General features: G+C 72.0%; 25 protein-coding genes. 20 read left to right on the top strand and 5 right to left on the bottom strand.

What is annotated here, in order from left to right:
• The 3 genes from AB0K34_RS18535 to AB0K34_RS18525 form a co-directional block, all read left to right on the top strand.
• Positions 1-467 (top strand): universal stress protein (locus tag AB0K34_RS18535; protein WP_364549893.1); only part of this gene is annotated, 467 nt, incomplete at its 5' end.
• A gap of 141 nt (positions 468-608) precedes the next feature.
• Complete coding sequence (locus AB0K34_RS18530) at positions 609-1,268, top strand: TetR/AcrR family transcriptional regulator (RefSeq protein ID WP_364549891.1); 660 nt, start codon at positions 609-611, stop codon at positions 1,266-1,268.
• Positions 1,269-1,396: 128 nt separating this feature from the next.
• Entirely contained in the window at positions 1,397-1,771 is a 375-nt protein-coding gene (locus AB0K34_RS18525; protein ID WP_138635598.1) for a CBS domain-containing protein, read from the top strand.
• 60 nt (positions 1,772-1,831) lie between these two features.
• Here AB0K34_RS18525 and AB0K34_RS18520 read toward each other — a convergent pair whose 3' ends face one another.
• Positions 1,832-2,209, bottom strand: coding sequence for a DUF302 domain-containing protein (locus AB0K34_RS18520; protein WP_364549889.1), 378 nt, complete (start codon positions 2,207-2,209; stop codon positions 1,832-1,834).
• A 226-nt stretch (positions 2,210-2,435) separates the two neighbouring features.
• Here AB0K34_RS18520 and trxA point away from each other — a divergent pair, with 226 nt between their 5' ends.
• The 3 genes from trxA to AB0K34_RS18505 are packed head-to-tail and all read left to right on the top strand — an operon-like array spanning position 2,436 to position 3,763.
• On the top strand, positions 2,436-2,810 hold the full coding sequence (gene trxA / locus AB0K34_RS18515) for a thioredoxin (protein WP_138635600.1): 375 nt from the start codon (positions 2,436-2,438) through the stop codon (positions 2,808-2,810).
• A 17-nt stretch (positions 2,811-2,827) separates the two neighbouring features.
• Positions 2,828-3,103 carry a metal-sensitive transcriptional regulator gene (locus AB0K34_RS18510; RefSeq protein ID WP_364549887.1) on the top strand — a complete coding sequence of 92 codons (276 nt, stop codon included), beginning with the start codon at positions 2,828-2,830 and terminating at the stop codon, positions 3,101-3,103.
• A gap of 48 nt (positions 3,104-3,151) precedes the next feature.
• Positions 3,152-3,763 (top strand): class I SAM-dependent methyltransferase, encoded by a 612-nt coding sequence (locus tag AB0K34_RS18505; RefSeq protein WP_364549885.1) that lies wholly within the window; start codon positions 3,152-3,154, stop codon positions 3,761-3,763.
• A gap of 188 nt (positions 3,764-3,951) precedes the next feature.
• Here AB0K34_RS18505 and AB0K34_RS18500 read toward each other — a convergent pair whose 3' ends face one another.
• From AB0K34_RS18500 to AB0K34_RS18490, 3 genes are all read right to left on the bottom strand, one after another.
• Positions 3,952-6,228: a TSUP family transporter gene (locus AB0K34_RS18500; protein WP_138635603.1), complete on the bottom strand. Its 2,277-nt coding sequence runs from the start codon at positions 6,226-6,228 to the stop codon at positions 3,952-3,954.
• Positions 6,225-6,812 carry a rhodanese-like domain-containing protein gene (locus tag AB0K34_RS18495; RefSeq protein WP_364549883.1) on the bottom strand — a complete coding sequence of 196 codons (588 nt, stop codon included), beginning with the start codon at positions 6,810-6,812 and terminating at the stop codon, positions 6,225-6,227. The genes AB0K34_RS18500 and AB0K34_RS18495 overlap by 4 nt, the downstream gene beginning before the upstream one ends.
• A gap of 391 nt (positions 6,813-7,203) precedes the next feature.
• Positions 7,204-8,259, bottom strand: coding sequence for a LacI family DNA-binding transcriptional regulator (locus AB0K34_RS18490; RefSeq protein WP_364549881.1), 1,056 nt, complete (start codon positions 8,257-8,259; stop codon positions 7,204-7,206).
• 173 nt (positions 8,260-8,432) lie between these two features.
• On the opposite strand from AB0K34_RS18490, the gene AB0K34_RS18485 reads away from it, so the two are divergent.
• From AB0K34_RS18485 to hydA, 14 genes are all read left to right on the top strand, one after another.
• Positions 8,433-9,398 carry a dihydrodipicolinate synthase family protein gene (locus AB0K34_RS18485; protein WP_138635606.1) on the top strand — a complete coding sequence of 322 codons (966 nt, stop codon included), beginning with the start codon at positions 8,433-8,435 and terminating at the stop codon, positions 9,396-9,398.
• Positions 9,395-9,652 (top strand): (2Fe-2S)-binding protein, encoded by a 258-nt coding sequence (locus AB0K34_RS18480; RefSeq protein WP_138635607.1) that lies wholly within the window; start codon positions 9,395-9,397, stop codon positions 9,650-9,652. The genes AB0K34_RS18485 and AB0K34_RS18480 overlap by 4 nt, the downstream gene beginning before the upstream one ends.
• Positions 9,649-11,088, top strand: coding sequence for an NAD(P)/FAD-dependent oxidoreductase (locus AB0K34_RS18475; RefSeq protein WP_138635608.1), 1,440 nt, complete (start codon positions 9,649-9,651; stop codon positions 11,086-11,088). The genes AB0K34_RS18480 and AB0K34_RS18475 overlap by 4 nt, the downstream gene beginning before the upstream one ends.
• Complete coding sequence (locus AB0K34_RS18470; RefSeq protein ID WP_138635609.1) at positions 11,085-12,263, top strand: FAD-binding oxidoreductase; 1,179 nt, start codon at positions 11,085-11,087, stop codon at positions 12,261-12,263. Before AB0K34_RS18475 ends, AB0K34_RS18470 begins: the two co-directional genes overlap by 4 nt.
• A 14-nt stretch (positions 12,264-12,277) precedes the next feature.
• On the top strand, positions 12,278-13,588 hold the full coding sequence (locus tag AB0K34_RS18465) for an amidohydrolase family protein (protein WP_171068911.1): 1,311 nt from the start codon (positions 12,278-12,280) through the stop codon (positions 13,586-13,588).
• Complete coding sequence (locus AB0K34_RS18460; protein ID WP_364549878.1) at positions 13,585-15,639, top strand: hydantoinase/oxoprolinase family protein; 2,055 nt, start codon at positions 13,585-13,587, stop codon at positions 15,637-15,639. The genes AB0K34_RS18465 and AB0K34_RS18460 overlap by 4 nt, the downstream gene beginning before the upstream one ends.
• A gap of 20 nt (positions 15,640-15,659) precedes the next feature.
• Positions 15,660-17,444, top strand: a complete 1,785-nt coding sequence (locus tag AB0K34_RS18455) for a hydantoinase B/oxoprolinase family protein (protein ID WP_364549876.1) — start codon at positions 15,660-15,662, stop codon at positions 17,442-17,444.
• A 40-nt stretch (positions 17,445-17,484) separates the two neighbouring features.
• Positions 17,485-19,116 (top strand): ABC transporter substrate-binding protein, encoded by a 1,632-nt coding sequence (locus tag AB0K34_RS18450; RefSeq protein ID WP_364549874.1) that lies wholly within the window; start codon positions 17,485-17,487, stop codon positions 19,114-19,116.
• Between the two features lie 102 nt (positions 19,117-19,218).
• The gene (locus AB0K34_RS18445) at positions 19,219-20,295 is read left to right on the top strand and encodes an ABC transporter permease (protein WP_364549872.1); all 1,077 of its coding nucleotides are present in this window, start codon (positions 19,219-19,221) and stop codon (positions 20,293-20,295) included.
• A gap of 17 nt (positions 20,296-20,312) precedes the next feature.
• Positions 20,313-21,209: an ABC transporter permease gene (locus AB0K34_RS18440; RefSeq protein WP_364549870.1), complete on the top strand. Its 897-nt coding sequence runs from the start codon at positions 20,313-20,315 to the stop codon at positions 21,207-21,209.
• The gene (locus tag AB0K34_RS18435; RefSeq protein WP_138641657.1) at positions 21,206-22,072 is read left to right on the top strand and encodes an ABC transporter ATP-binding protein; all 867 of its coding nucleotides are present in this window, start codon (positions 21,206-21,208) and stop codon (positions 22,070-22,072) included. Before AB0K34_RS18440 ends, AB0K34_RS18435 begins: the two co-directional genes overlap by 4 nt.
• Positions 22,069-22,857, top strand: coding sequence for an ATP-binding cassette domain-containing protein (locus AB0K34_RS18430; RefSeq protein WP_138641658.1), 789 nt, complete (start codon positions 22,069-22,071; stop codon positions 22,855-22,857). Before AB0K34_RS18435 ends, AB0K34_RS18430 begins: the two co-directional genes overlap by 4 nt.
• Before the next feature lie 20 nt (positions 22,858-22,877).
• On the top strand, positions 22,878-23,267 hold the full coding sequence (locus AB0K34_RS18425; protein ID WP_364549868.1) for a gamma-glutamylcyclotransferase: 390 nt from the start codon (positions 22,878-22,880) through the stop codon (positions 23,265-23,267).
• Positions 23,264-24,649 carry a dihydropyrimidinase gene (gene hydA / locus AB0K34_RS18420; protein ID WP_364549866.1) on the top strand — a complete coding sequence of 462 codons (1,386 nt, stop codon included), beginning with the start codon at positions 23,264-23,266 and terminating at the stop codon, positions 24,647-24,649. The genes AB0K34_RS18425 and hydA overlap by 4 nt, the downstream gene beginning before the upstream one ends.
• 86 nt (positions 24,650-24,735) lie before the next feature.
• Here the strand turns inward: hydA and AB0K34_RS18415 are convergent, their stop codons facing one another.
• Positions 24,736-26,127 carry a serine/threonine-protein kinase gene (locus AB0K34_RS18415; RefSeq protein WP_364549864.1) on the bottom strand — a complete coding sequence of 464 codons (1,392 nt, stop codon included), beginning with the start codon at positions 26,125-26,127 and terminating at the stop codon, positions 24,736-24,738.
• Positions 26,128-26,221: the final 94 nt, after the last annotated feature.

Genomic DNA, 26,221 nt, shown 5'->3' with positions numbered 1-26,221 from the left:
CCGCGCGCCCCACCGTCCCGGTCGTGATCGTGCACGGGGACGCCGCCGACCGCGGCGAGGTCGTCGTCGGCATCGACCTCCTGCGGGACGTCGGCGCCGTCCTCGGCTACGCCTTCGAGACCGCCGCGCTGCGGGACGCCCGGCTGCGCGTCGTGCACGCCTGGCAGACGTTCGGCACGCTCATCGAGGCCGGGTACGCCGTCGACGGCGAGCAGATCGAACGGGACCTGCGCGCCGAGGTCGTCCAGACCTGCGCGCCGCTGCGCGCCAAGTATCCGCGCGTGGACGTCGTGGACGAGATCATCCTGGAGCACCCGGTGACCGCGCTGTCCAACGCGTCCCGCAACGCGCGCCTTCTCGTCGTCGGCGCCCACCAGCGCCGCTGGACCGCGCCCCGGCTCGGTTCGATCGCCCACGGCGTCATCCACCACGCCCGCTGCCCGGTCGCCGTCATCCCCTCGGCCTGACCCGGCGACAGAGGGGCGACGCAAATGCCATTACCGAAACAAATGGAGATCGTGACCTTCTCAATCGCATGGTCGCGCACCCGTGCGGGAGTACTGGCTCAACGGGTGCAGCGCCCATGCGGGCGGGTATAGGGCGTCGATATGAACGCAGGTGCGGGTTCTGAACGAGAGCGGATCATTCAGGTCGCGACCCGGCTGTTCGCCGACCTCGGATTCGACGGCACGACCGGCGGCATGATCGCCGAGGCCGCCGGCGTGGACACCGCCGCACTGCTGCAACAAACCGGTGGCACGCTGGAGCTCTATCACGAGGTGATGCGGCGCGCGCACCTCATCGAGCGGGAGATGCTGGAGGACGCGGTCGAGTCCATGCGCCTGACCGTGGAGGGACTCCGTGATTTCGCCGACACCTACCTGGACTTTCATCTGTCCAACCCTCACGTGGCCCGGCTGTGGCTGCACCGGTGGGTGGGGGACGCGGCCGGCAGCGCGGACTTGGAGTCCGAATACGAACGGCCGCTGACCGACCTGGTCGGCAACGCCCTGCGGCCACTGGCGTCCCGGGGCGTCGACGTCGATTACATGCTGTGGACCTTGGTGTGGGCGATGACCGGGTTCGTCACCTACGGCGTGCCCAACCACGGCGATAAGCCCACGCCGTGGCGCGGCACCACCTCGCTGCCGCACGGCCACCGCGACACCCTTGACGCGAAGGAGATCACGCGGTTCCGCTCACACCTGCACTTGTTGATCGACCGCGTCCTGCAGGCACGGGCCTCGGACCGTCTGCCCTCCTTGTAGCCGTCATGCCTGCCGCTTTCCGGGGCAGGACGAGCAATGAAAAAGCGCACCCGCACGAGCGGGGCCCAGGCCGTCTCAACGGCCGAACCTCGAACGGGCTGAATTCGATCAATGCAATGGAGGGGACAATGCAGATCAGTAATGTTTACCGTCCGATGGTCTTCGGCTGCCCGGCGGATGAGCGGCTGGTCGACGTGGCGCGATGGATGAGGGACAACGAGATCGGGGCGCTGGCGGTGCTCGACGGCGAGCAGGTGCTCGGGATCATCACCGAGCGCGACCTCGTCGAGGCGCTGGCGACCTCGCCCGAACCGGCCTCGCAGTTGGCCGCGGCATACGCGTCCAAGCAGATCCAGACCGCCGGCCTGGAGGAGGACGCGCGCGAGGTGGCCCGCCGGATGCTGGACGCGGGGGTCCGCCACCTGCCGGTCCAGGACCAGGGCCGCGTGGTCGGCATGGTGTCGATGCGCGATCTGCTCGCCCTGGAGACCTGGACGACCTGACATCCCCGCCGCCGCACGTTCCCAGGAAGAGCCCGCGAGGGTGAAGACGTACAGGCGGGCTCAGCGGCTCAGGGACTCCAGCGCCGCGGTGAGCCTCCCGGCGGCGTCCTCGGCGACCGGTTCGAGGCCGGGCTCTTCGCTCACCGTGACCATGACCTGGGGGTCCAGCGCTTCGACGAGGGTGTCGCCGTCTTCGGACCGGACGACGACATTGCAGGGCAGTAGCAGGCCGATCCGCCGGTCTGCCTCCAGTGCCCGGTGGGCGAGCGGCGGGTTGCAGGCGCCGAGGATCAGGTAGTCCTCCATCGTCTCGCCGAGCTTGTCCTGCAGCGTGGCGCGCACGTCGATCTCGGTGAGCACGCCGAACCCCTGCTCGCTCAGCGCCGCCCTGACCCGCTCGACGGCCTCGGCGAAGGGCTGGTGCAGTCTGATGCTCATGCCGTAATCCATGAGATCGTCCTTTCGTCGTCATCGACGGCCTGTGCAGGTGCCGGGTGATCGTCCTCCCCGAGCGGTTTCCTGCCGGCCGCGTTCCCTGAAGCAGGAAGCGCCGGTACGCGCGCCTCGTGGTACCCCTGCCCGTATGTGAACGCCTGGAATCGATGACGGCCAGTGGTTGTTCTCATACCCGTAGGGGTATTTCAAACCGTAAGAGGGGGCTGTGATGGCCACGATCGAACTGACGCGCGAGAACTTCGAGGACGTGCTCGCCGGCGACGACATGGTCCTCATCGACTTCTGGGCCGGCTGGTGCGGGCCCTGCCGCTTCTTCGCACCCGTCTACGAGCGGGTCTCCGACGAGCACGCCGACATCGTGTTCGGCAAGGTCGACACCGAAGCCCAGCAGGAGCTGGCCGCCGCCTTTCAGATCTCCTCGATCCCGACCCTGATGATCATCCGCGACAGGGTCGTGCTGTACGCCCAGCCCGGTGCGCTGCGCGAGCCGGACCTGGAGAAGCTGATCGAGGAGGCCCGGGCCGTGGACATGGACGAGGTGCGCCGCCACGCCGCCGAGCACCAGCACAAGCACAGCGCCTGAGAAGGGAGGCGGCGACGATGGAACTGGACAAGGAGTCCTTGGCCGGGGTCGCCGTGCGGCTCCGGCGCGCCCAGGGGCAGATCGGCGGCGTCATCAAGATGATCGAGGAAGGCCGCGACTGCGCCGACCTGATCAACCAGCTCGCCGCCGCCTCACGGGCGCTCGACCGCGCGGGGTTCAAGATCATCGCAACCGGCCTCGAACAGTGCGCGGCACGCGAGGAGGACGCCGGATCGCAGCAGGCTCAGCTCGACCGGGCCCAGTTGGAGAGACTGTTCCTGACGCTCGCCTGACGCGGCCGAGCCCTCGGTCCGCGTCCAAGGCCGGTCGAGGAGGAAGACGTGGACAGCGCCGAGTGGGATCGCCGGTACGCCGGCAGTGAACTGGTCTGGTCGGCCGGGCCGAACCGGTGGGTGGAGGAGGTCGCGGCGGATCTGCCGCCGGGCCGTGCCCTCGACCTGGCCGCGGGCGAGGGACGCAACGCGCTGTGGCTCGCCGAGCGCGGCTGGACGGTCACCGCGGTCGACTTCTCCGCCGCCGGGCTCGCCCGCGCCCGCTCGCTCGCCGAGCGGAGGCTCGGCGAGCACGCGGGCCGGGTCCAGCTGGTCGAAGCCGACCTCCGGGAGTACACCCCGGCCCGCCACGGCGCCGACCTTGTGATCGTCGCTTACCTCCAGGTGGACGAGCGGCTGCGCCGCGACGCCCTCCGCGCGGCGGCCGACGCGGTCGCGCCCGGTGGGCTGCTGCTCGTCGTGGCCCACGACAGCGACAATCTCGCGCACGGTTTCGGCGGACCCCCGAACCCCGCCGTCCTGTACACCGCACAGGACGCCGCATCGGACATCGAGGGACGTGGTCTCCAGGTCCTGCGGGCGGAGCCGAGAACGCGGGAGGTCTCCACCGATGCCGGCCCGCGCACGGCCATCGATGCGTTCTTGCTCGCCCGTCGCTGACCTGCCCGGCTCGTCCTGCTGGGCCGGCTGTTCCAACTGGCCGCGCTGACGTCCCGGTCGGAATCCATGGGCGATCTGTCGCTGTGCGGGCTTCCCGGACGCAGGGGACGGCTCCCACATGGCTGTGCACGTGGGAGCCGTAGTGGGCGTCCTGCCGGGGTGGGCCCGGCAGGACGCGCGGGTATCGGTCAGGCCGGGGCGTGGGCGGCGGCCCAGGCGCCGTAGCCGCCGAGCAGGTCGGCGACCCGGGTGCGGCCGGACCGGCGCAGCAGGCTCGCGGCGGCCGAGGAGCGGGCGCCGCCCGCGCAGTGGACGACGATCCGCCGGTCGGCGGGAATCGCGTCCAAGCGGCCGGGCAGCTCGGCCAGCGGGATGTTGACCGCGCCTTCGATCCTGCCGTCCGCGAGTTCGCCGGCGTTGCGGACGTCGATGAGCAGCGGCGGCTCGGCGCCCCCGAGTTCGTCGCGCAGCTGGGCGAAGGTGACCCGCTCGGCCTGGGCGATGCTCCCCTCGGGCGCCCGTGTGAAGGCGTCCTCGGGGTCTGCCAGGTAACCCGCCGCCGTGTCCAGGCCGATCCGGGCGAGACGGGTGATGATCTCCTCCGCCCGGTCTTCGGGGGCGATCACGACGATCTCCCGCCCGGGTTCGATGAGCATGCCGGCCTGCTCGGCGAACCGGCCGTCGGCGGGGACGTTGATCGAGCCGACGAGGTGGCCGGCGGCGAACTCCTGCGGGTCGCGTGCGTCGACGACGGCCGCGCCGGCGTCGCGGCGCGCCAGGACGTCGCCGAGCGGCAGTTCACGCAGGTGCTCCTCGACCTTCAGCAGCTCCCGCTCCTTGCGGTTGAGGATCGCGTCGTAGCCGAAGTAGTTCGGGGCGGGGGGCTGGCCCTCGGTGACGATGTCGACGAACTCCCGCTCGCCCATGGGCACGCAGGCGTAGTTGCCGAGCCGCTGCGCGCCGATGGTGGACTGGAGCTCGCTCGACAGGTTCTTGCCGCAGGCCGAACCGGCACCGTGCGCGGGGAAGAGCCTGGTCTGGTCGGGCAGCGCCATCAGCTTGTGCTGGACGGTGTCGTAGAGCATCCTGCCGAGCTCGTCGGCGGAGACGCCGATGGAGGCCAGCAGGTCGGGGCGGCCGACGTCGCCGATGAACAGGGCGTCGCCGGTCAGGACGCCGTAGGGCGTGCGGTCGCCGGAGTGCTCGAAGACCAGGACGCTGATCGACTCGGGGGTGTGCCCCGGGGTCTCCAGGATCTCCAGGGTCACCTCGCCGAGGCTGATGCGCTCGCGGTCGTGCAGCTTGCGGATCGGGAACTCCGCCTCGGCGCGCGCGCCGTAGCCGATCCACGCCCCGGTGCGGGCCGCCAGTTCGAGGTGGCCGGAGATGAAGTCCGCGTGGAAGTGAGTGTTGATCACGCCCTCGATGTGAAGGCCGTTCGCCGCGGCGTCGTCGAGGTACTCGGACACGTCCCGGCGCGGGTCGACGACGACGGCGCGTCCGGTCCGCTTGTCGCCGATCAGGTAGGACGCCTGGGACAGGCACTCCAGGTAGTGCTGGGCGAAGTACATCGGCGTCTCCATCGCTTGGGTTTCCTTCCGCGGATCGGGGGTCGGGAGGGCGGCGGTCCCGCGCCGGGACCGCCGGACGGTCAAGGTGATCGCCCCGGCGAGGGCGACGAGGGCGACGGCCGCCAGGAAGATCGGCCGGGCCTGTGCGGGGAGTTCCTGCGCGACGACGAAGACGGACATCACCAGGACGAACCAGCCGAAGGCCTTGCGCAGCCGCTCGGGATCGACCTTTCCCGCGAGCCGGGAGCCGAGCAGTCCTCCGACGGCCGCCAGCGCGGTGACCGAGAGGGCGAGCGTCCAGTCGATGTGCACGCTCTGCAGGTAGCCCGCGAGTCCCGCGAAGGACTTCATCGCGATGACCAGCAGGGAGGTGCCGACGGCGATCGGCATCGGCAGCCCGCCGAGCAGGGCGAGGGCGGGCACCACCAGGAAGCCGCCGCCCGCGCCGACCAGCCCGGTGACCAGGCCGACGGCCGCGCCCTCCACGAGGATCTTGGCGAGCGGCATGTTCCCGGCGCGGTGGCCGGGTTCGGGCTCCTTCCGGCCGCGGAGCATCGCCCCGGCCGTGACGGTCATCATGATCCCGAAGGCGATCAGCAGCACGTTCGCGGGGATGAACGCGGCGAGCCTGCCTCCCGCATAGGCGCCGGCCATGCCCGCGGAGCCGAACAGCAGGCCGGTGCGCCACCGGATCCGCCCGGCCCGCGCATGCGGGACGGCCCCCACCACGCTCGTCACGCCCACGACGAACAGCGACATGGCGATCGCCTGCTTGGCGTCCACCCCGGCCAGGTAGATCAGCACCGGGGTGGTGAGGATCGAACCGCCCCCGCCGAACACCCCCAGCGTGACCCCGATCAGCACTGCCGCGGCGAGTGTGAGCGCGAGGGTCATGCCGGTCGCCCCTCCTTCGCCAACTGCGCGCTGATCGTGCCGACGTCACAGCTCGCGCCGCGGTTGAAGGGGAGCTTCGCCAGCAGCATCCCCATGGCGCAGGTGTTGGTGAGCGCCGCGAACGTCAGGCCGCCGCCGATGAAGGCCGCCACCCACTTCAGGCCGGGCACGGCCACGCTGCCCACCACGGCCGCCAGCACGGTCGTCCCGGCGACGAACCGGACCTGGCGCTCCAGGTCCCAGCGGTTGCGCCCGTCCCTGTTGAGGGGTGCCCCGGCCGCCTCCCAGGCCGTGATCCCGCCTTCCAGCACGCGGGTGTTGCGCAGGCCCGCCTCGGCCAGCGCCTGCTCGCCCTGCCCGGCGCGGACGCCGGAGCGGCAGATCAGCACGACGTCCTCGTCCAGGTGGCGACACAGTTCGTCGCGGTGCTCCCGGAGCATGTCGAGCGGCACGTTGTAGGAGCCGGGGATGTGCGCCGTGGCGAATTCACCCGGCGTGCGCACGTCGAGCAGGCGGGGCGGCGTGGGGCCGTCCAGCCGGGCGCGCAGGCTCGCGGCGTCCAGTCGCGTGGGCATGTCGTTCATCGGGCCTCTTTCCACTCGAACCAGGACGCGGCCATCAGGCCACGTCAGATACCCCCTGGGGTATCCACGAGCCCAAGGTAACCGACGGACGGACGATTCGCCAAATACCCCCGGGGGTGTCCCTAGGTGTGCGTAGACCACGACAAAGACGGCGACCTGCATGGCAGGCCGCCTTCACCTCCGCACGGCAGCACCTAGCTCCGCGCAGGTCGGTGCCCGTAGCGGCGGGTGGTGGATATAGGACGTGGCTGGTCAGGCTGAAGGAAGCCCAACACTCGCTGGGATCGCCTGCCCGGCGTGGGAAAACGCGTGCACCGAGCAGCGTGGACGGCGGGGGCCGCCCACGCACGGGCACGGGAATCTCAACGGCAACGACGCCGCCGACCGGACGTTAGGCCGGGGGCGGGTTTTCGGAGGTTCGGCGGTCTCGTGGTGGGGCGCAGGAGCCGCGTTGGATGAGTTGGGCGCCGACGCGGTAGGTGCGGCCGTTCCTGGTGGAGGGGAGCTTGTCGCGGTGGCGCTCCAGTTGCTGGAGGAGCAGGTCCATGGCGAGTTCGCCCAGCTCCCGGGCCCCGTTGTCGACGACGGTGACGGGAGGGTGCCACCAGCGCAGCCAGCTGATGTCCTCGTAGCAGATGAGGGACAGGTCGTCGGGGACGCCGACGCCGGCGGCGACGAGGGCCGGCAGGACCCCGAAGACGGCTTCGTGGTTGGCCGCGAGCAGCGCGGTCATCTCCGGGACGCGGCGCAGCAGCCGGCCGGTCGCGTCGGAGCCGAAGGCCGGCTCGAACGGGCCGCGCTCGATCAGCCGCTCGTCCACGGGCAGCCCGCGCTCGCGCAGGGCCTGCTCGTAGCCCGCGAACCGTTCCTGGCCGGAGTTCGTGTCCGAGGGGCCGCCGATGTAGCCGATGTGGCGGTGGCCGAGGTCGAGCAGGTGCCGGGTCGCTTCATGCGCTCCGTCGCGGTCGGCGGCCAGCACGGTCGGGGCGGCGCTCTCGGCGGCGCCGCGGATGAGGTTGACGACGGCGGTGCCGCTCGCCAGTAAGGCGTTGGAGGCGGCGGCGTTCGACCCCGTGCCGATCAGGATGAGGCCGTCCACGCCGTGCTCGCCGAGCGTCTTGAGGATGGTCTCCTCGCGGCGCGGGTCCGCGTCGGTGATGTAGAGCATCATCTGGTAGTCCTCGGCGGCGGCGCGGCGCTGGACGACCTCGGCGATGGTGTGGAACGAGGCGTTCACCAGGTTGCCGACGACGAGCCCGATCAGGCGCGACTGCCGGGACCGCAGCGAGCTGGCGGCACGGTTCGGCCGGTAGCCCAGCCGCCGGGCGGCGTCCTCGACCAGGGCCCGGGTCTCGGCGGCGATCAAGGACGAGCCGCTCAGCGCCCGGGAGGCGGTGCTGCGGGACACGCCGGCGGCGGCGGCCACGTCCTTCAGGGTGACGCTCATCGTGCTCCGGTTCTGCAATCGATCCCACTGGCGGAGTCATCATGCCACAGGACGATGTCCCGGGGCACCGGGCCGAAAAGGTTCAGACGCACTCTTGACATCCGTGATCTGGCTCCCGCAACCTTGTGCAACCGATCCCAGTGGGATGAGCTCTACAGACTCGGGGAAAGATCTTGGATCGCGACGACGTCTCATGGCACGGCTACTGGCCCGCGGCGCCCACGCCCTTCACCGCGGAAGGCGCCCTGGACGAGGACGCCTGGCGTGCGCTGCTGCGGCTGTACGTGCGGCAGGGCGTCCACGGCGTGCTGGTCAACGGCAGCACCGGCGAGTGGTTCAGCCAGAGCCCGGCCGAGCGCCGGCGGGTGGCCGAGATCGCCGTCGCCGAGGTGGCCGGGCGGGTCCCGGTGGTCGTCGGCGTCACCGCGTACACCCCGGCCGAGGCGATCGGGCTGGCCCGGCACGCCGCCGACACGGGGGCCGACGGCGTGCTCGCGACTCCGCCGCCGTACGTCCACCCCGGGGCCGAGGAGATCCTCGGATTCTTCGCCGAGGTCAGCGGCGCCACCGACCTGCCGTTCATGGTCTACAACTGGCCGCGCGGCGTCACCGTCGACATCGGCGACCACCCGGACCTCGTCCGGCGGCTGGCGGACCTTCCCCGGGTCGCCGCGATCAAGGACAGCACCGGCGACTGGCTGCGGATGCTCGCGACGGTCGAGGCGGTCGCCGACCAGGTCCGCGTCTTCGGCAGCTTCCTGCACCGGCGCGGCCTGGCCGTCCTGCTGGAGCTCGGCGGAGACGGCAACATCGACGGCGGGGGGCTCGGTGCGCCGTTCGCCGTCCCGTACTACGAGGCCGTCGCGCAACGTGACGGCGCCGCGGCGCGCACGTGGGTGGACCGGTACGCCGGGTTGTCGGGACGGCTCATCCGCCCCGACTACAGCGGCGTGTACGGCTCGCCCATCTCGCAGCTCAAGGGCGCCATGGCGCTGCTCGGGCAGCCGGGCGGGCACGTCCGTCCTCCGCTGCGGCCGGTGACGGGCGACGCGCTCGACGCGATCGGTGCGGTCCTGGAGGAGTCCGGGCTGGTCAAGGCCCTCGCCGAGGAGCCGGACGAGGCCGGAGCGCGGCCGTGAGCACCGGAACCAGGATCACGATCGACGGCGAACCCGTGGACGCCGCGGTGGGAACCTCGCTGACGGCGGTGTTCGTCGCCGCCCGCCGCTGGCGGCTGCGGGACAACCCGGTCAGCGGTGAGCCGCGCGGACCGTTCTGCGGCATGGGCGTCTGCTTCGAGTGCGAGGTCACCGTCGACGGGCGGCCCGGCGTGCGGGCGTGCCTGACCCGGGTGCGGCCCGGCATGGCGGTCGAGACGGGACCGCGCCGATGACCGTGTCGTGTGACGTGCTGATCGTGGGCGGCGGCCCGGCCGGGCTGTCCGCGGCGGCCCGGCTGGCCGCCGCCGGGCTCACCGTGACGCTGGTCGACGAGCAGCCCGAACTCGGTGGGCAGTACTACCGCCGCCCGTCGCCCGCCGTACTGCGCGAGCACGGTGACCACCGTCCGGAGGGCGGCCGGCTGATCGCACGCGTGCGGGACCTCGGCGTCGACTGCCTGACGGGCCACCTGGTCTGGGGAATGGACGACGACGGCCGCACGCTCCTCGCCACCGGCGCGGACGGGACCCCGGTCCGGCTCCGCGGGCGCTACGTGATCGCGGCCACCGGCGCCTACGAGCGGACCCATCCGTTCCCGGGCTGGCAGCTCCCGGGCGTCACCACGCCCGGCTTCGCCCAGCATCTGGCCGCGGCCGACGGCACCCCGGTCGGTGACCGGGTGCTGGTGGCCGGGTCGGGCCCGTTCCTGCTGCCCGTCGCCTGCTCGTTGCTGGACGCCGGCGCCCACGTGGTCGGCATCGCCGAGGCAGGGCATCCCTACAGGCCCGATGTCCGTGCGGTCTCGACGCTGCGCCACCCCGCCCGGCTCCGTGAGCTCGCGGGATACGCGGCCCGCCTGGCCCGTGCGCGGGTTCCGCTCTGGCAAGGGCGCGTGGTGACCAAGGCCGCCGGCCGGGACCGCGTCACGTCGGTCGCGCTCGCCGCCACCGGTGACCCGGCGCGCCCGCTGCGGACGCTGGACGTCGACGCCCTCTGCGTCGGCTACGGATTCCGGCCGCAGACCGACCTGGCCCGCCTGTTCGGCTGCGAGATCAGCTCCGACCCTGTGACCGGCGACGCCGAACCCGTCACCGACGTCTTCGGACGGACGAACCGCCGAGACGTGTACGTGGTCGGTGAGGCCGCCGGCATCGGCGGCGTCCACCAGGCGCGCACGCGCGGGTCGATGGCCGCCGCGCACATCCTCATCCGGGAGAAGAACCCGGCCGCGCCGGGCCCCCGGGAGATCGCCCGGCTCGCCGCCAAGGGGCGCGCGCTCACCCGGTTCACCGCGCTCAGCGACGCCCTGTACCCGAGTCCGGCCCGGCTGCAGGAAGCTTTGGCAGCCACCCTCGAAGACGACACCATCGTGTGCCGCTGCGAGGCGGTCACCGCAGGCGCCGTGCGCTCTGCCGCCGTGGAGAGAGCCGGCGGGGACCTCAACGCCACCAAGTCCTGGTCGCGCGCCGGGATGGGGCCGTGCCAGGGCCGCTTCTGCGGATTCGCCGTCGCCGGGCTCGTCCGCGACGCCTCGTCCGCCGGCGGGGCACCGTGCGGCGTCCCGGTCTTCCCGGCGCGCCAGCCCGTCCGGCCCGTGCCCGTCGAGACGCTGCTCGAGCTCGGCGACCAAGCTGACCGGGCCGACCGGGCGGGGGAGGGCGCCGGATGAGCGCGCTGACCGCCGACGTGGTCGTGATCGGTGCCGGGGTGCTCGGCGGCGCGGCCGCCTTCCACCTCGCCCGGGGCGGGCACCGGGTGATCGTCCTCGAGCGGGGCGCGCCGGGCCGGGAGGGATCGGGCACAACAGCGGGTAACCTGCACGTTCAGGCCGTCCACACCCGGCGGCCCGGGCAGGAGGTCCCGCTCGACAGCGCCCGGTTCCTGCCTCTGCAGCGCGCCGCGAGCGACCGGTGGAACTCGGTCGAGGCGGAGCTGGAGACCTCGGTGGAACTGCGCCGCAGCGGCGGGTTCACCATCGCCGAGACGCCCGAGCAGCGTGCCGAGCTGATCGCCAAGCGCGCCTGGGAGGAGCGGGCCGGAATCGAGACCGAGGTCCTGGACGGCGACGGCGCCCGTGCCGCGCTGCCGCATCTCGGACCCACCGTCACCGCCGCCACGTGGTGCCCGCTGGACGGATACGCCAACCCGCTGCTGACCACCCCCGCCTACCTGGCGGCGGCGGTGCGGCACGGGGCCCGGCTGCACCCGTTCTGCCCGGTCCGGGCCGTGGAACGTTCCGGATCGGGCTGGCGGGTCACCGCCGGAGACCTCACCGTCGAGGCCCCGCACGTGGTGGACGTCGCCGGGCCCTGGCTCGGGGAGATCGCCGCGCTCGCCGGGATCGGGCTCCGGATGACGCCGGTCGCCATCCAGATGCACGTGACCGTGCGGCTGCCGGAGACGCTGCGGCACCTCGTCCAGCACATCGGCGAGGGCCTGTCGGTCAAGCAGGTCACGGCGGGGAACCTGCTGATCGGCGGCGGCTGGCCCGCGCTGCGGCTGGACCCGGACGGCCGCAGCCCGGTCAGCCTGTCCAGTGTCCTGGGCAATGTCGCCCAGGCCGCCCGCGTCCTGCCGTTCGTGCGGGACCTCCGGCTGCTGCGGGCCTGGGCGGGCCCGCTGGCCGCCACACCCGACGAGATGCCGGTGATCGGGGAGGTGCCGGGCGCCCCCGGCTTCCTGGTCGCCGGAGGCACCTACGCCTTCACGTTCGCCCCGCTGTGGGGCGAGACCCTGCGCTGCCTGGTCGAGGGGAAGCCGGCTCCGGTCGACGTCCGCGACCTCGGGCCGGACCGGCTCCTGGAGCCCGCCGCGCCCGCCGCACCGATCGAGCAGGCCCGATGAGAGAGGAGACAGCGGTGCCGACAACGACCACCGCACGGCGGCCGATTCCGCGGGAGGGGACCCTCTGGCTGACCGGCGGGCATGTCGTCGACGTGCTCGGCGGGACGATCCGCCGCGACGCCAACGTCGCGGTCGCGGCGGGCCGGATCCAGAAGATCACCACCGAGGCGCCGGAGCCGGGCGCCGAGCGCATCGACCTCGGCGGCCGCTACCTGCTGCCCGGCCTGATCTCGGTGCACACGCACCTGTCGGTCGTGTACCCGTTCTCCGCCACCGACGAGGCCGAGAACCCGGGCCTGACCGCGCTGCGGGCGCTGTCGCGGGCCCAGGACGCGCTGCACGCCGGCGTCACGACGATCCGCTGCGTCCACGAGCAGAACCGCGCCGACCTGCTCATCCGCACCAGCGTCGAGCAGGGATGGGTGGACGCGCCCCGCATCATCGGCGCCGGCCGCGCCGTCTCGACCACGGGCGGCCACGGCCACGGCTCCGCCTGCTCGTACGCCGACGGCCACGACGGCTTCCTGGCGGCCGCGCGCACCGAGCTGGCCGCCGGCGCGGACCTGATCAAGGTGTTCATCACCGGCGGCATCGCGCACGAGGGCGAGTCGTTCACCGGCGCCCAGATGACGCTCGACGAGATGCGCGCCGTGGTGCGGGCGGCGGAGGAGCACGGCACCTACGTCACCGCGCACGCCGGCTCCGGGTCGGCGATCCGCGAGGCGCTCGCGGCCGGTGTCCGCGGCTACGAGCACGCCTACGAGCTGGACGACGCCACCGCGAAGGAGATGGCCGAGCGGCGCGTCTTCCTCACCCCCACCCTGTGCGTCACCCGCTGCCCCGACTGGATGGCCGAGCACTCGTTCAGCGAGTGGCAGATCCAGCGGGCCCTGGAGGTCGGGCCGGGCCACCTCGCCAGCATCCGCCGGGCGGTCGCGGCGGGCATCGCCGACCCGCGGGACCCGGACGCACCCGGGATCACCATGCTCGCCGGCACGGACTACCCGCCGGGCGAGCCGATCGAGGACACCGTCGTCGCCGTCCGCGAGATGGAGTTCCTCACCGAGGCGGGGCTGAGCCCCGCGCAGGCGCTGCGCGGCGGCACCAGCGACGCCGCCCGGCTCGTCGGCCTCCAGGGGAAGGCCGGGGCGGTCGAGGAGGGGCTGCTCGCCGACCTGATCGTCACCGACCGCGATCCGCTGTCGGACCTGTCCGCGCTGCGCCGCATCCCCTTCGTCATGCAGGGCGGACGCGTCGTCCGCGACGACCTTCCCACCGCGCCGGCCGACCGGGCCGCCGCCGACACCCCCGGAGGCACCCTGTGACGTCCTCGCACCGCACCCGCCTCGCGGTCGACATCGGCGGCACGTTCGTCGACGCCATCGCCTACGACGAGGTGACCGGTGAGCTGCGGCTGCACAAGGCCCCGACCACCCCGGACGCGCCGGCGCAGGGCGTCCTCGACGCCGTCGGCGGGCTCGCCGGCCGGCTGGACGACGTCGAGGCGTTCGTGCACGGCACGACCCTCGGGCTCAACGCGATCCTGCAGCGCCGCGGCGCCGACGTCGGGATCATCACCAACGCCGGGTTCCGCGACCTGCTGGAGATCGCGCGGGCCAACGTGCCCGGCCAGTACATGTACGACTTCGCCTACGCCCCGCCGCCGCCGCTCGTGCCGCGCCGGCACCGGACCGGCGTGCCCGGCCGGATCGACGCGCAGGGCGCCGAGGTGGAGCCGCTCGACGAGGACGCCGTCCGCGAGGCGGGCCGCGTCCTGGTCGAGGAGCACGGGCTGCGCTCCATCGCGATCTGCTTCCTGCACTCCTACGCCGAGCCGGCGCACGAGCGGCGCGCGGCGCAGATCCTGCGCGAGAGCCACCCGGACGTGTCGATCTCGGTGTCCACCGACATCAGCCGCGAGTACCGGGAGTACGAGCGGACCAGCACCGCGACCCTGGACGCCTACATCCGGCCCGTCCTCAGCGACTACATCGGCGCGCTGGAGGAGCGCCTCGGCGACGCCGGGCTGACCCGCCCGCTGCACATCATGCGCTCGGGCGGCGGTGCGATGACCGCCGAGCTGGCCCGCAGCGCCCCGCTGATGACGGTGCTGTCGGGGCCGGCCGGCGGCGTGGTCGGCGCCTCGTTCCTGGCCCGCGAGCTGGGCCGGGACAAGCTGATCTCGTTCGACGTCGGCGGCACCAGCGTGGACTGCTGCGTGATCGAGGACGGCTCTCCCGGCGAGGTGCACGAGGCCGCGATCGACGGCTTCCCGCTGCTCATCCCGATCTTCGACATCCGGACGGTCGGGGCGGGCGGCGGCTCCATCGCCTGGATGGACCACGGCCTGCTCAAGGTCGGCCCGCAGAGCGCCGGCGCCGTCCCCGGCCCGGTCGCCTACGGGGCGGGCGGCACGGAGCCGACCGTGACCGACGTCGCGCTGGTGCTCGGCTACCTCGACCCGGCGGCGTTCCTCGGCGGCGACATGAGCATCGACGCGGACGCGGCGCGCGCCGCCGTGGCCGACAAGCTCGCCGGCCCGCTCGGCGTGGACGTGACCCAGGCCGCCGCGAGCGTCCTGCGGGTGCTGCTCGCCCGGACGGTCGGCGCGCTCCGCGAGATCACGGTCGAGCGGGCGCTGGACCCGCGCGAGTTCGCGCTGCTGGCGTTCGGCGGCGCGGGGCCCCTGCTCGGCCCGATGCTGGCCCGCGAGATGGGCATCACCGAGACCATCGTCCCGCAGGTCCCGGCGGCGTTCTCGGCGTTCGGGATGCTGATGTCCGACCTGGAGTACGAGTTCGCCACCACCGTGCTCAAGCCGCTCAGCGACGACACCCTCGCCGAACTGGAACCGGCCTTCACCGATCTGGAGAACCAGGGCGAGGAGGTGCTGTCGCTCCAGGGCGTCAAGCCGGAGGACCGCACCCTGGTCCGCCGCCTGGACGTCCGCTACCACGGCCAGGAGCACACGCTCGGCATAGACCTGCGGCCCGGTGACGACGCCGCCGCGATCCTCGAGCGGTTCCACGAGCTGCACCGCGCCCGGTACGGGCACGCGATGCCCGACGGCGGCCAGATCCTCACCCTGCGGGTGCGGGCCGTCGGCGTCCTGCCGAAGCCCGGGCTCCGCAGGCTGCCCGGCGGCGGCACCGGCGACCCCGAGCCGGTCGACAGCCGCCCCGCCTTCGACGTCGCCACCGGCGAGACCGTGCCGTTCCCGGTGTACGAGCGGACGTCCCTCGCGCCCGGGCACGCCGTGCCCGGCCCCGCGATCGTCGAGGAGGGCACCTCCACCACGGTGATCTTCAGTGACCAGCGGCTCACCGTGGACGTCCACGGCCACCTGCTGGTGAGCAGCCCGGAGACGGCCCAGTGAGCCAGACAGGAGATGGTCCGATGAGCACGACGACGCCCGGCGGCCCCGAGGGCGCGCGCGGAGCGGCCCCGCTCGACGGGGCGACCGTCGAGGTGATCCGCAACTACCTGGTCTCCGTCGGGGAGCAGATGCGCCGCACGCTGGTGCGGGCCGCGTTCAACCCGGTGATCTACGAGGTCCTCGACTTCGGCATCTCGATCTACGACGGCGACCTGGAGCTGATGGCCGAGGCCGCCGGGATCACCTCGTTCCTCGGCGCGAACGACCACGCGATCGTCAAGGGCGTCGAGTACGTGGGCCGGGAGAACCTCGCGCCCGGCGACGTCTACCTGCTCAACTACCCGTACTGGAGCGGCGCGCACTCCTACGACGCGATGCTGTTCTCCCCGGTGTTCCGGGACGGGCGCGCCGAGCCGTCCGCCTACCTGGCCGTCCGCGCCCACTGGATGGACCTCGGCGCGAAGGCCCCCGGCTACGTCCTCGACTCCACCGACATGCACCAGGAAGGGCTGATCTTCCCGGGCACCCGGATCGTGCACAAGGGCGAGGTCGTCCGCGACATCGTCGAGCTGATCCGCTTCAACTCGCGGCTTCCGGACCTGACCATCGGCGACTTCCACGCCCAGCTCGCGGCGCTGCGCACCGGGGAGAACCGGCTCGCGCAGGTGTGGGACAAGTTCGGCGGCGACGTCGTCGACCAGGCCGTCAAGCAGATCATCGAGCACGGCGAGCGGGTCGCGCGCAAGGCCGTCGCGGCACTGCCGGACGGCACCTGGACCGCGTCCGACTACTGCGACGACGACGGCATCACCGACGACCTGATCCGCATGGAGGTCAAGGTCACCATCGACGGCGACCGGATGGAGGTCGACTTCAACGGCTCCGACGGCGCCGTCCTCGGCCCGGTGAACCTCCCGATCGGCGCCACCGAGAGCCTGGCCAAGTCCACCTTCAAGGAGCTGACCACGCCGGACGAGCCGTCCAACGCCGGCCACTACCGGGCCCTGACGATCAAGGCGGACCCGGGCAACTTCTTCCACGCCGTCTACCCGTCCGCGACGTTCACCCAGTGGAGCGGCATCGTCGCCTTCGAGCTGATCCACAAGGCGCTCGCGGACGTCCTCGACTCCATCCCGGCCTCGTCGGGCGGCGACGAGCCGGGCTTCATGGCCCTCGGGCACGACCCGCGGACCGGCGAGGACTTCGTCATCAGCAACAACGAGGGCATCGGGTGGGGCGCGCGCCGCGACCGCGACGGCGCGAACGCGCAGCAGCACCCTTCGCAGAGCGTCGTCCGCAACACCCCGATCGAGGTGCTGGAGCACAAGTCGACGATCTTCCATGAGCGGCTGGAGCTGATCCCCGACTCCGGGGGCGCCGGCCGGTACCGGGGCGGCGTCGGCGTCCTGCGGGAGGTCCGCTACCTCGCCGAGGGCGAGGTGCTGTCGATGAAGAAGAAGAGCAAGACGCGGCCGTGGGCGCTGAACGGCGGCCTCGAACCCGAGCCCAGCGGCATGACGCTGTGGCCCGGCACCGACCGCGAGAAGCGCGTCGGGATGTACCGCGCCACGATGCGGGCCGACGACCGCTTCGTCAACCGCACGGCCGGCGGAGGCGGCTACGGCGACCCGCTCGACCGCGACGCCGCGGCCGTCGTCGCCGACGTCCTGGACGGCTACGTCACCGCCGAGGCCGCCGAGCGCGAGTACGGCCTGATCGTCGCCCCCGACGGCTCCCACCACGAGACCCCGGCCCGCGCCGAACGGCGCCGGACGCAGCCCCCCGCCGATCGGCACGACACCTGAACCCGTCCGACCGGACACGTCCACGAAGGGGAGACGACCCGTGCTCCACACATCTCTTGCGGCCGGCGAGCCGGCACCGAGGACCAGGTGGTTCCCCGGCGGGCTCCGCGCCCGGGGGCGCGCCGCCGGGCTGCGGCTGACGGCCGTGCTCGCGGCCGGGGCCCTCGCCGCGGCCGCGTGCGGCGGTGCCGGCGGCGGCTCCACCGCCCGCACCCAGACCCTGATCATCGCCGAGAACGAGCCGCCCGCGACGTTCGACCCGGCCCAGGCCGACAACTCCACGGTCGACGAGGTGGCCCGGCCCGCTTACGACACCCTCGTCAAGTACGACGCGGACAACAAGATCGTCCCGAGCGTCGCCACCGAATGGAAGGTCTCCGAGGACGGCCGCTCCATCGACATGACCCTGCGCGGCGACGTCACCTTCCACGACGGCGCCAAGCTCACCGCCACCGACGTCCATTACAGCCTCGACCGGATCAAGAAGCTGAAGGTCGGGGTGGCGTCGCTGCTGACCCCCTACGACTCCACCAAGGTCGTCGACGACACCCATCTGACGATCAAGCTGACCCGCGCGTACGCGCCGATGATCCCGGCGCTGACCCGCGTCTACCTGCTCAACTCCAAGCTGGTCGAGTCGCACAAGGGCGACGACGAGGGCCAGAAGTGGCTCGCCACCGCCGACGCCGGCTCCGGCCCCTACAAGCTGACCGGCTACACCGCCAACCAGGAGGCGAAGTTCACCCAGTACGACAAGTACTGGGGCGGCTTCTCCGGCCAGGCCAAGGACGTGGTCTTCCGGTACCTGCCGCAGGCCGCGACGCAGAAGAGTTCGCTGCTGGCCGGTGACATCGACATCGCCATGGACATCGACCCCAACGACTGGAAGTCGTTCGAGGGCAACGGCGGCTACAAGGTCGACAAGGCCGACACCAACGTCCAGCTCTACGTGTTCTTCAAGATGAAGGACTCGCCGGTGTCGAACAAGGCGCTGCGCGAGGCGATCGCCTCCTCCTACCAGTACGACCAGCACCTCACCTCGATCCTCAAGGGCGCGGGCAAGAAGGCGACGGGCGTGCTGCCGTCCACCATGGCCTGCTTCGACTCCGCCGTCCCGCAGCCGACGCACGACGTCGCCAAGGCCCAGGAGTCGCTGAAGTCCGCGGGGCTCTCCAACGTTACCCTCACGATGACCTACCTCAAGGCGACGGCCGAGATGGAGCAGGCCGCGACGCTGCTCCAGTCCGACCTGGCCAAGATCGGGGTCAAGCTGAAGCTCGAAGCGATCACCTACCCCGAGCACGTGCAGCGGCTGAAGAGCAACAAGACCACGCCCGACCTGGCCATGATCTACGCCTTCCCGCCCAACCCCGACCCCGACTCGATCCTGTACCAGCTCTTCGACTCCAAGTTCATCAACAACGGCCAGAACACCGGCGGCTACGACAACCCCAAGGTCGACTCGCTGGTCGAGAAGGCCCAGGCCCTCACCGACGAGACCGAGCGCTGCGGCCTCTACAAGGAGGCGCAGCAGCTCATCGCGGCCGACGTCCCGTCGGTCAACATGTCCAACCCGCAGACCGTGACCGTCATGCGCGAGGGCGTCAGCGGCTACGCCTACCAGGCGTCGCACCACCAGACCGTCGACGTCTACGGCATCAAGGTCGGCTGACCCGCCCACCTGAACAGCGCCGGGCCCCCGGTCCCCACCGGTGAGGCTCACGGGGGCCCGGCGCCCACCATCCATGAGATCTCCAGCGAGGGGAGGCACGGCATGACGCGATTTCTGCTGAGACGGCTCATCACCAGCGTCGTCGTGCTGTTCGGCCTGGGCGTCGTCACGTTCCTGATGTCCCAGGTGCTGCCCGGCGACCCCGCGCGGGCCGCGGCCGGCCGCAACGCCACCGCCGAGCAGGTCGCCGCGGTGTCCGCGCGGCTCGGGCTCGATCGGCCGATCTGGGAGCAGTTCCCCCGATATCTCGGGAACCTCCTGCAGGGCGACCTCGGCACATCGGTCTTCACCCAGCGCCCGGTCCTGGACGACATCGCCCAGGCGCTGCCGTCGTCGATCGAGCTCGTCCTCGCCGCGATGCTCGTCAACGTGGTGATCGCGGTGCCGCTCGGCGTGTACGCCGCCTACCGCCGGGGCCGCGCCGCCGACGTCGCGGCCCGGCTCATCGTGCTGTTCGGCGCCGGGGTGCCGGTCTTCTGGCTGGGGCTGATGCTCCAGCTGGTGTTCGCGGACCGGCTCGGCGTGCTGCCCCTGACCGGGCAGCTCGGCTTCGGCCGCGAGGTGCCCGAACTCACCGGCATGACCTCGCTGGACGCGCTGCTGAGCGGGGACATGGCCGCGTTCGGCGACGCGGTGGCGCACCTCCTGCTGCCCGCCGTCACGCTGGCCGCCGCGTTCATCGCGGTGGTCGCCCGCACGGTCCGCTCCTCCATGATCAGCGTGCTGGACTCGGACTACATCACGCTCGCCCGCGCGACCGGGGCGTCCGAGCGCCGGGTGGTGATCCGGCACGGCCTGCGCAACGCGCTCGTCCCGGTCAGCACCATCCTCGGCATGCAGCTCGGCTGGATGCTCGGCTCCACCGTGCTGGTCGAGTCGGTGTTCGGACGCAGAGGCATCGGCGCCTACGCGGTCAACGCCGTCCTGCAGAACGACCTGTACGCGGTCATCGGCAGCGTGCTCGTGATCGGAGTGGTCTTCGTGCTGGCCAACATCGTCGTCGACCTCGTCCAACTCTGGCTCAATCCGCGCCTGCGCCAACCGGCGCGCGCACGTTCGGCGGGCGCCGCCGCAGGAGAGCCGCTGGAGACGGGCGCCATGGAAGGGGCGGCCCTGTGAAGACGGCCGTTGTCCCCATGACGAAGCAACAGCCGGACGCCCCCGGCGGCGGGCGCGGCGGATCCATGCTGCGCCGCATGCGGCCGGCGCGGACCGGACGCATGTCCATCGTGGACCGGGTCGCGCTGACGATCGCGGCGGTGATGGTCCTCATCGCGTTCATCGGCCCGCTGCTCGCGCCGCACGACCCCTACGCGGTGGACCTCGGGCAGGCCCTCCGCGGCCCTTCGGGCGCGCACTGGTTCGGCACCGACGCCAACGGACGCGACGTCTTCAGCCGCGTCCTGTACGGCGCGCGGGTGTCGCTGCTGGCGACCGTGGTCGTGATCGCCGTCGCCACGCTGATCGGCACCCTGATCGGCACGCTGGCCGCGCTCGGCGGGCGGATCGTCGACGAGGTCCTCATGCGGATCTGCGACATCGGCCTGTCACTGCCGGCGATCATCCTGGCGCTCGGGCTGGCCGCCGCGCTCGGCCCCGGCCTGAAATCCGCGGTGATCGCGCTCTGCCTCACCTGGTGGCCCGGCTACGCCCGCCTCGTCCGCACCCTCGTGCGCGACGTCCGGGACGCCGAATACGTCGAGGCGGCCCGCACGCTCGGCGTCTCCACACCGCGGCTCGTGTTCCGGCACGTCCTGCCGAACTCCCTCGACACCCTCTACGTGCAGACGACCCTGGACGTCTCGGCGGTCATGCTCGTCATCTCCGGCCTGTCGTTCGTCGGCGTCGGCGCCCAGGTCCCGTCCGCCGAATGGGGCGCGATGATCGCCGGGGCGGCCGGGAACCTCACCAACGGCTGGTGGGCCGTCGTCTTCCCCGGCCTCGCGATCATGCTGACCGCGGTCTCCTTCAACCTCGTGGGCGACTGGCTCCGCGTCCGCAACGACCCGACGCTGCGCGGGAGGCACTCATGAATCCGCTGCTGAAGCTGCGGGACCTGCGCGCCGGCTTCCCCGGACCGGACGGGCCCGTGGAGATCCTGCGCGGGGTGGACCTGGACATCGCGGCGGGCGAGAAGGTCGCGCTGGTCGGCGAGTCCGGCTCCGGGAAGTCGGTCACGGCGCGGGCCGTCCTGCGCCTGGACCGCGACGCCGACCTCGGCGGCCGCGTCCTGCTGGACGGCACCGACCTGCTCACCCTGCCCGAACGCGCGATGCGCGACATCCGGGGCGCCCGGATCGGGCTGGTCTTCCAGGACCCGCTCGCCTCCCTCAACCCGGTGATGACGATCGGCTGGCAGATCATGCAGCCGCTCGTCATCCGGGGCGTCCGCAAGAAGGAGGCCCGGCGGCGCGGCATCGACCTGCTCGGGCGGCTCGGCGTCCGCGACGCCGCCCGCCGCTTCGACGACTACCCGCACCAGTTCTCCGGCGGCATGCGCCAGCGCGTCGTCATCGCCATCGCGGTGATCGCCGAGCCGGCGCTGCTCATCGCCGACGAACCGACGACCGCGCTCGACGTGCGGGTGCAGGCGCAGGTCCTCACCCTGCTGCGGGAACTGGCCGACGAGCGCTCCATGTCCGTGCTGCTCATCACCCACGACCTCGGGATCGTGGCGGGCTTCGCCGACCGCGTCGTGGTGATGCGGCACGGCGCGCCCGTCGAGGAGGGCCCGGTCGACGACGTCTACGCCGCGCCGAAGCACCCCTACACCCGCGGGCTGCTCGCGGCGGTGCCGCGCATCGACGACGACCCGTCCCGCCGGCTGACGACCGTGGACGACGCCCTCGACACGGACGTCCGGGTGGCCGGCGCCCTGGAAGGAGGCGGCCGATGACCGCCCTGAGCGTGCGGAACCTGGTGAAGAGCTTCGGCGGCCGCCCCGTCGTGAAGGACGTGTCGTTCGACCTCGCGCCCGGCGAGGTGCTCGGACTCGTCGGCGAGTCGGGTTCCGGCAAGTCGACGGTGGCCCGCTGCGTCGCCCGGCTGACCCGCCCCGACTCCGGCCGGGTCCTGCTCGGAGAACACGACCTGCTCAGCGCGTCCCGGCGGGACCTGCGGACGCTCCGCCGGAACATCCAGATGGTCTTCCAGGACCCGTACTCCTCGCTCAACCCGCGGATGACCGCCGGGGAACTGGTCGAGGAGGGCCTGCTCGTCCACGGGCTGGAACCGGACCGCCGGGCCCGCGCCGCGCGGGCGGCCGCGCTGCTGGAGACCGTCGGGCTGTCCGCCGCCGACGCCGCCCGGCATCCGCGCTCCTTCTCCGGCGGCCAGCGCCAGCGCATCGCGATCGCCCGCGCCCTCGCGGTCGAGCCCAAGGTGCTGATCTGCGACGAGGTCGTCTCCTCGCTCGACGTCTCCGTCCAGGCGCAGGTGCTCAACCTCTTCCGGGACCTGAGGGAGCGGCTCGACCTGTCGATCCTCTTCATCGCCCACGATCTCGCCGTCGTGCACTACCTGTGCGACCGCATCGCGGTGCTCGACCAGGGCGTGCTGGTGGAGATCGGCACCCGCGAGGAGATCTACCGCCGCCCCCGGCACCCCTACACCCGCTCGCTGCTGGACGCCGTGCCCGTCCCGGACCCGGCCGCCGAACGGGCCCGCCAGACCACCCCGTGACCCACGACCAGGAAGGCCCCATGGAAACCCTGCGGATGTTCGTCAACGGACAGGCCATGTCCGGCGGCTCGCTGAACGAGGCGCTGGAGGGCGCCGAGTTCCTCGGACCCGCCGAGACCGCGCCCCGCTACCGCTTCTACTCGGTGCGCGACGAGTTCCCCGGACTCCACCCGGTGCCGTCCGGTGGCCGCTCGGTGCCCGGCGAGCTGTACGCCGTCACCTACGAGATCCTGCGCGAGCACCTGCTGCCCGGCGAGCCGCCCGAACTCGAACTCGGCGTGGTCGAGCTCGCCGACGGCTCCGGGACGCTGTGCATGCGGATGCGCGTCGAGTCCCTGGACCTGCTCGGAGTCGTCGACATCAGCGACGCCGGCGGCTGGCGCGCCCACCTGGCCGCGGTGTCCCGGTGACCGCCGACGTGGTCGTCCGGGGCGGCACCGTGGTCGAGGCGGGCTGGTCGGGCCCCGCCGACGTCGTCATCACCGGCGGCCGCGTCACCGCGCTCGCCGCCCCGGGGACGGCGCCCGCCGCCGCGTCCGTCGTCGACGCGGGCGGGCACCTCGTCCTGCCCGGCGGCGTCGACCCGCACTGCCACGTCGGCTTCACCTCCGGCGACTTCACCTCGCTGGACGACTACCGCCAGTGCACCACCGCCGCCGTCCACGGCGGCACCACGACGATCGTGGACTTCGCGATCCCGCGCCCCGGCGAGAACCCGGCCGACGCCGCCCACGCCCAGCGCGCCAAGGCCGGTGAGGGCCTGTGCGACAGCGCCCTGCACGCCTGCGTCGTCGAGTGGGACGACACGGTCCCCGACCAGCTCGCCTCGCTCGTCGCGGACGGGATCGCCACGGTCAAGATGTTCACCACCTACCGCGGCGAGACCATGGCCGACGAGGACACCGTCCTGCGGACCATGAAGACCCTGGCCGCGCTCGGCGGCATGGTCGTCATCCACTGCGAGGCCGACCACATCATCGGCGACGCCCAGCGGCGCTGCGCCGACGCGGGCCGGATCGGCGCGTCCCACATGGCCGACACCCGCCCCGGCCTCGCCGAGACCGCCTCCGTCGCGGAGATCCTCGCGATCGCCGAGTCGGTGGACGCGCCCGTCTACTTCGTGCACCAGTCCACCGCCGAGGCCGTCGAACTCGTCGCCGCCGCCCGCCGCCGCGGCGTCCGCGCCTACAGCGAGGCGGTCGCGCACCACCTCGTCCTGGACGACTCGGCCTACGCGGGCGACCGTCCCGAACGCTTCGTGTGCTGCCCGCCGCTGCGCCCCGCCGACCAGGTCCGGGCGCTCGGGCGCCACCTGTTCACCGGCGAGGTCACCACGATCGGCAGCGACCACTGCTGCTACGACACGGCCCAGAAGGAGTCGCGCAGCGGAGACGTCCGCGCCATGCCCAACGGCCTCCCCGGCGTCGAGACCCGGCTCCCGGTGATCTTCTCGGAGTACGTCGTCCGCCGCGGCCTGCCGGTGACGCGCTTCGTCGAACTCACCGCCGCGAACCCCGCACGCACGAACGGCCTCTACCCCCGCAAGGGAACGCTGCTGCCGGGCGCGGACGCGGACCTCGCCATCTGGGACCCGACCGCCGAATGGCAGATCACCGCAGGCGACCTGCACATGGCGACCGACTACACACCGTACGAGGGCATGACCATCACAGGCCGCCCGAAAACGGTACTGGTAGGCGGCCGCGTAGTCGTCGACAACGGCGCCCTAACAGACCCCACCCCCCGCGGCCGCCACATCAAAGCCACCCCGATCAGCACCAAGCACAGCTGACCAGCACTCCGAGAAGATCGGCGGCCGGCATGGCGTGGCTCGACGATCTCGAGCCTGGGTCCTGCCGATGATGTAACTGCCGGCCGTCAGCCCACGTCGAAACTGAGCCTGATTTCGTGTTCGTACACATGGTCGTAGATGATGACGTTGGTGATGCTCGGTGAATTCCGCGTGAGAATCGAGAGGTCGCGAGAAGGGAAAGTGTTGGGCTCTTCCACAGGGGGTTCGAGGGTCACGGACTTTACGTCGGGCCGCGACCGGAACCAGTTGGTGACGGCGGTGACCTGGCTCTCCAGGTTGCACTTGTCGTCAGCGGATGTGTACTTGCACAGGGTCGACGCAACCTCCACTGTTGTGTCCCTGTAAGCCCTTGTGAGCTTGGTTGAATAACCTGGGATCGTCCCCATATCGGCGATGGCGCTCATGTTCGCTTCGTAGCGTTGGTTCTCCCGCCTCTCCTGGAAAGCCTTCACCGACCACACGGCGGTGCCGGTGAGCGTCAGGGCGGTGACGACCGCCACGAGAGCGATGACGACCTTCTTGCGCGTGCGGGTGGGGCGTTGGGGTGGCTGCGGAACGGGCGGTTGCGTCGGCGGCTCAAGGAGGGTCGGTTGCACGGGCGGCTGGCCTTGGGTGAGCCAGGTGAGCTGGCTGTGAAGGTGATCGAGGGTCGGGCGGTGGGAGGGATCCCGGTGCAGCAGCGTCCTAAGGATGGGGTCGAGGGAGCCGGCGTGTGCTGATGGGATGGGGTCCTGGGTGGCGATGGCGATGAAGATGGCCCCGGTGCTGGCGCCCTCGAACGGGGGATGTCCCTCCACGGCGGTGTAGAGCGTGGCGCCCAGTGACCATAGGTCGGCGGCGGCCGTGACCTCCTGGCCGCGGACCTGCTCGGGCGACATGTACGCGGGAGTACCCAGAACGGCGCCCGTTCCGGTCAGGGTCGCATCGCCTTCGACGGCCGCGATACCGAAGTCGGTCAGGACGACACGGTCGTCCTCCAGCAGAACGTTCGCGGGCTTGATGTCGCGATGAGTGATGCCCGCCCGGTGAGCCGCGCGCAGAGCGTCCAGCAGGTGCAACCCGATCTGGGCGACCCGGACGGGCGGCAGCCGTCCCTCGGCCTTCAGCAGGTCGTCCAAGGAACGACCCCTGACGAGTTCCATGACGATCCAGGGGCGGCCGTCGTCACCGGTCACGCGGTCGTGCACCGTGACGATCCCGGGGTGCCTCAGCCTGGCCGCGGCGCGTGCCTCCCGGTCCAGCCGGGCGATCAAGGTCTGCCGTGCGGCATCGTCCAAATGCTCGGGCAGGCGCAGTTCCTTGACCGCCACTTCACGGTCTAGTTGCTCGTCGTGGGCTCGCCAGACCGCTCCCATGCCGCCCCGGCCGAGCAGCGAGACCAGCCGGTACCGGCCCGCCAGCACCTGCCCATCCGCGTCCGCCGACTGTCGCGAGCCATCCTGCCTCAGCGGTTCCAACGGCCATACCTCTCACAGGAACACACGTGTCTGAACGGACAGTTCGAGATCATCTCAAACGCCGCTCGCCTGTGGCGAGAGAACGGCTGCGGCG

Source organism: Actinomadura sp. NPDC049382, from assembly GCF_040677125.1.
GTDB lineage: Bacteria > Actinomycetota > Actinomycetes > Streptosporangiales > Streptosporangiaceae > Spirillospora > Spirillospora geliboluensis.
This window is presented reverse-complemented; position numbering and strand designations above follow the sequence as displayed.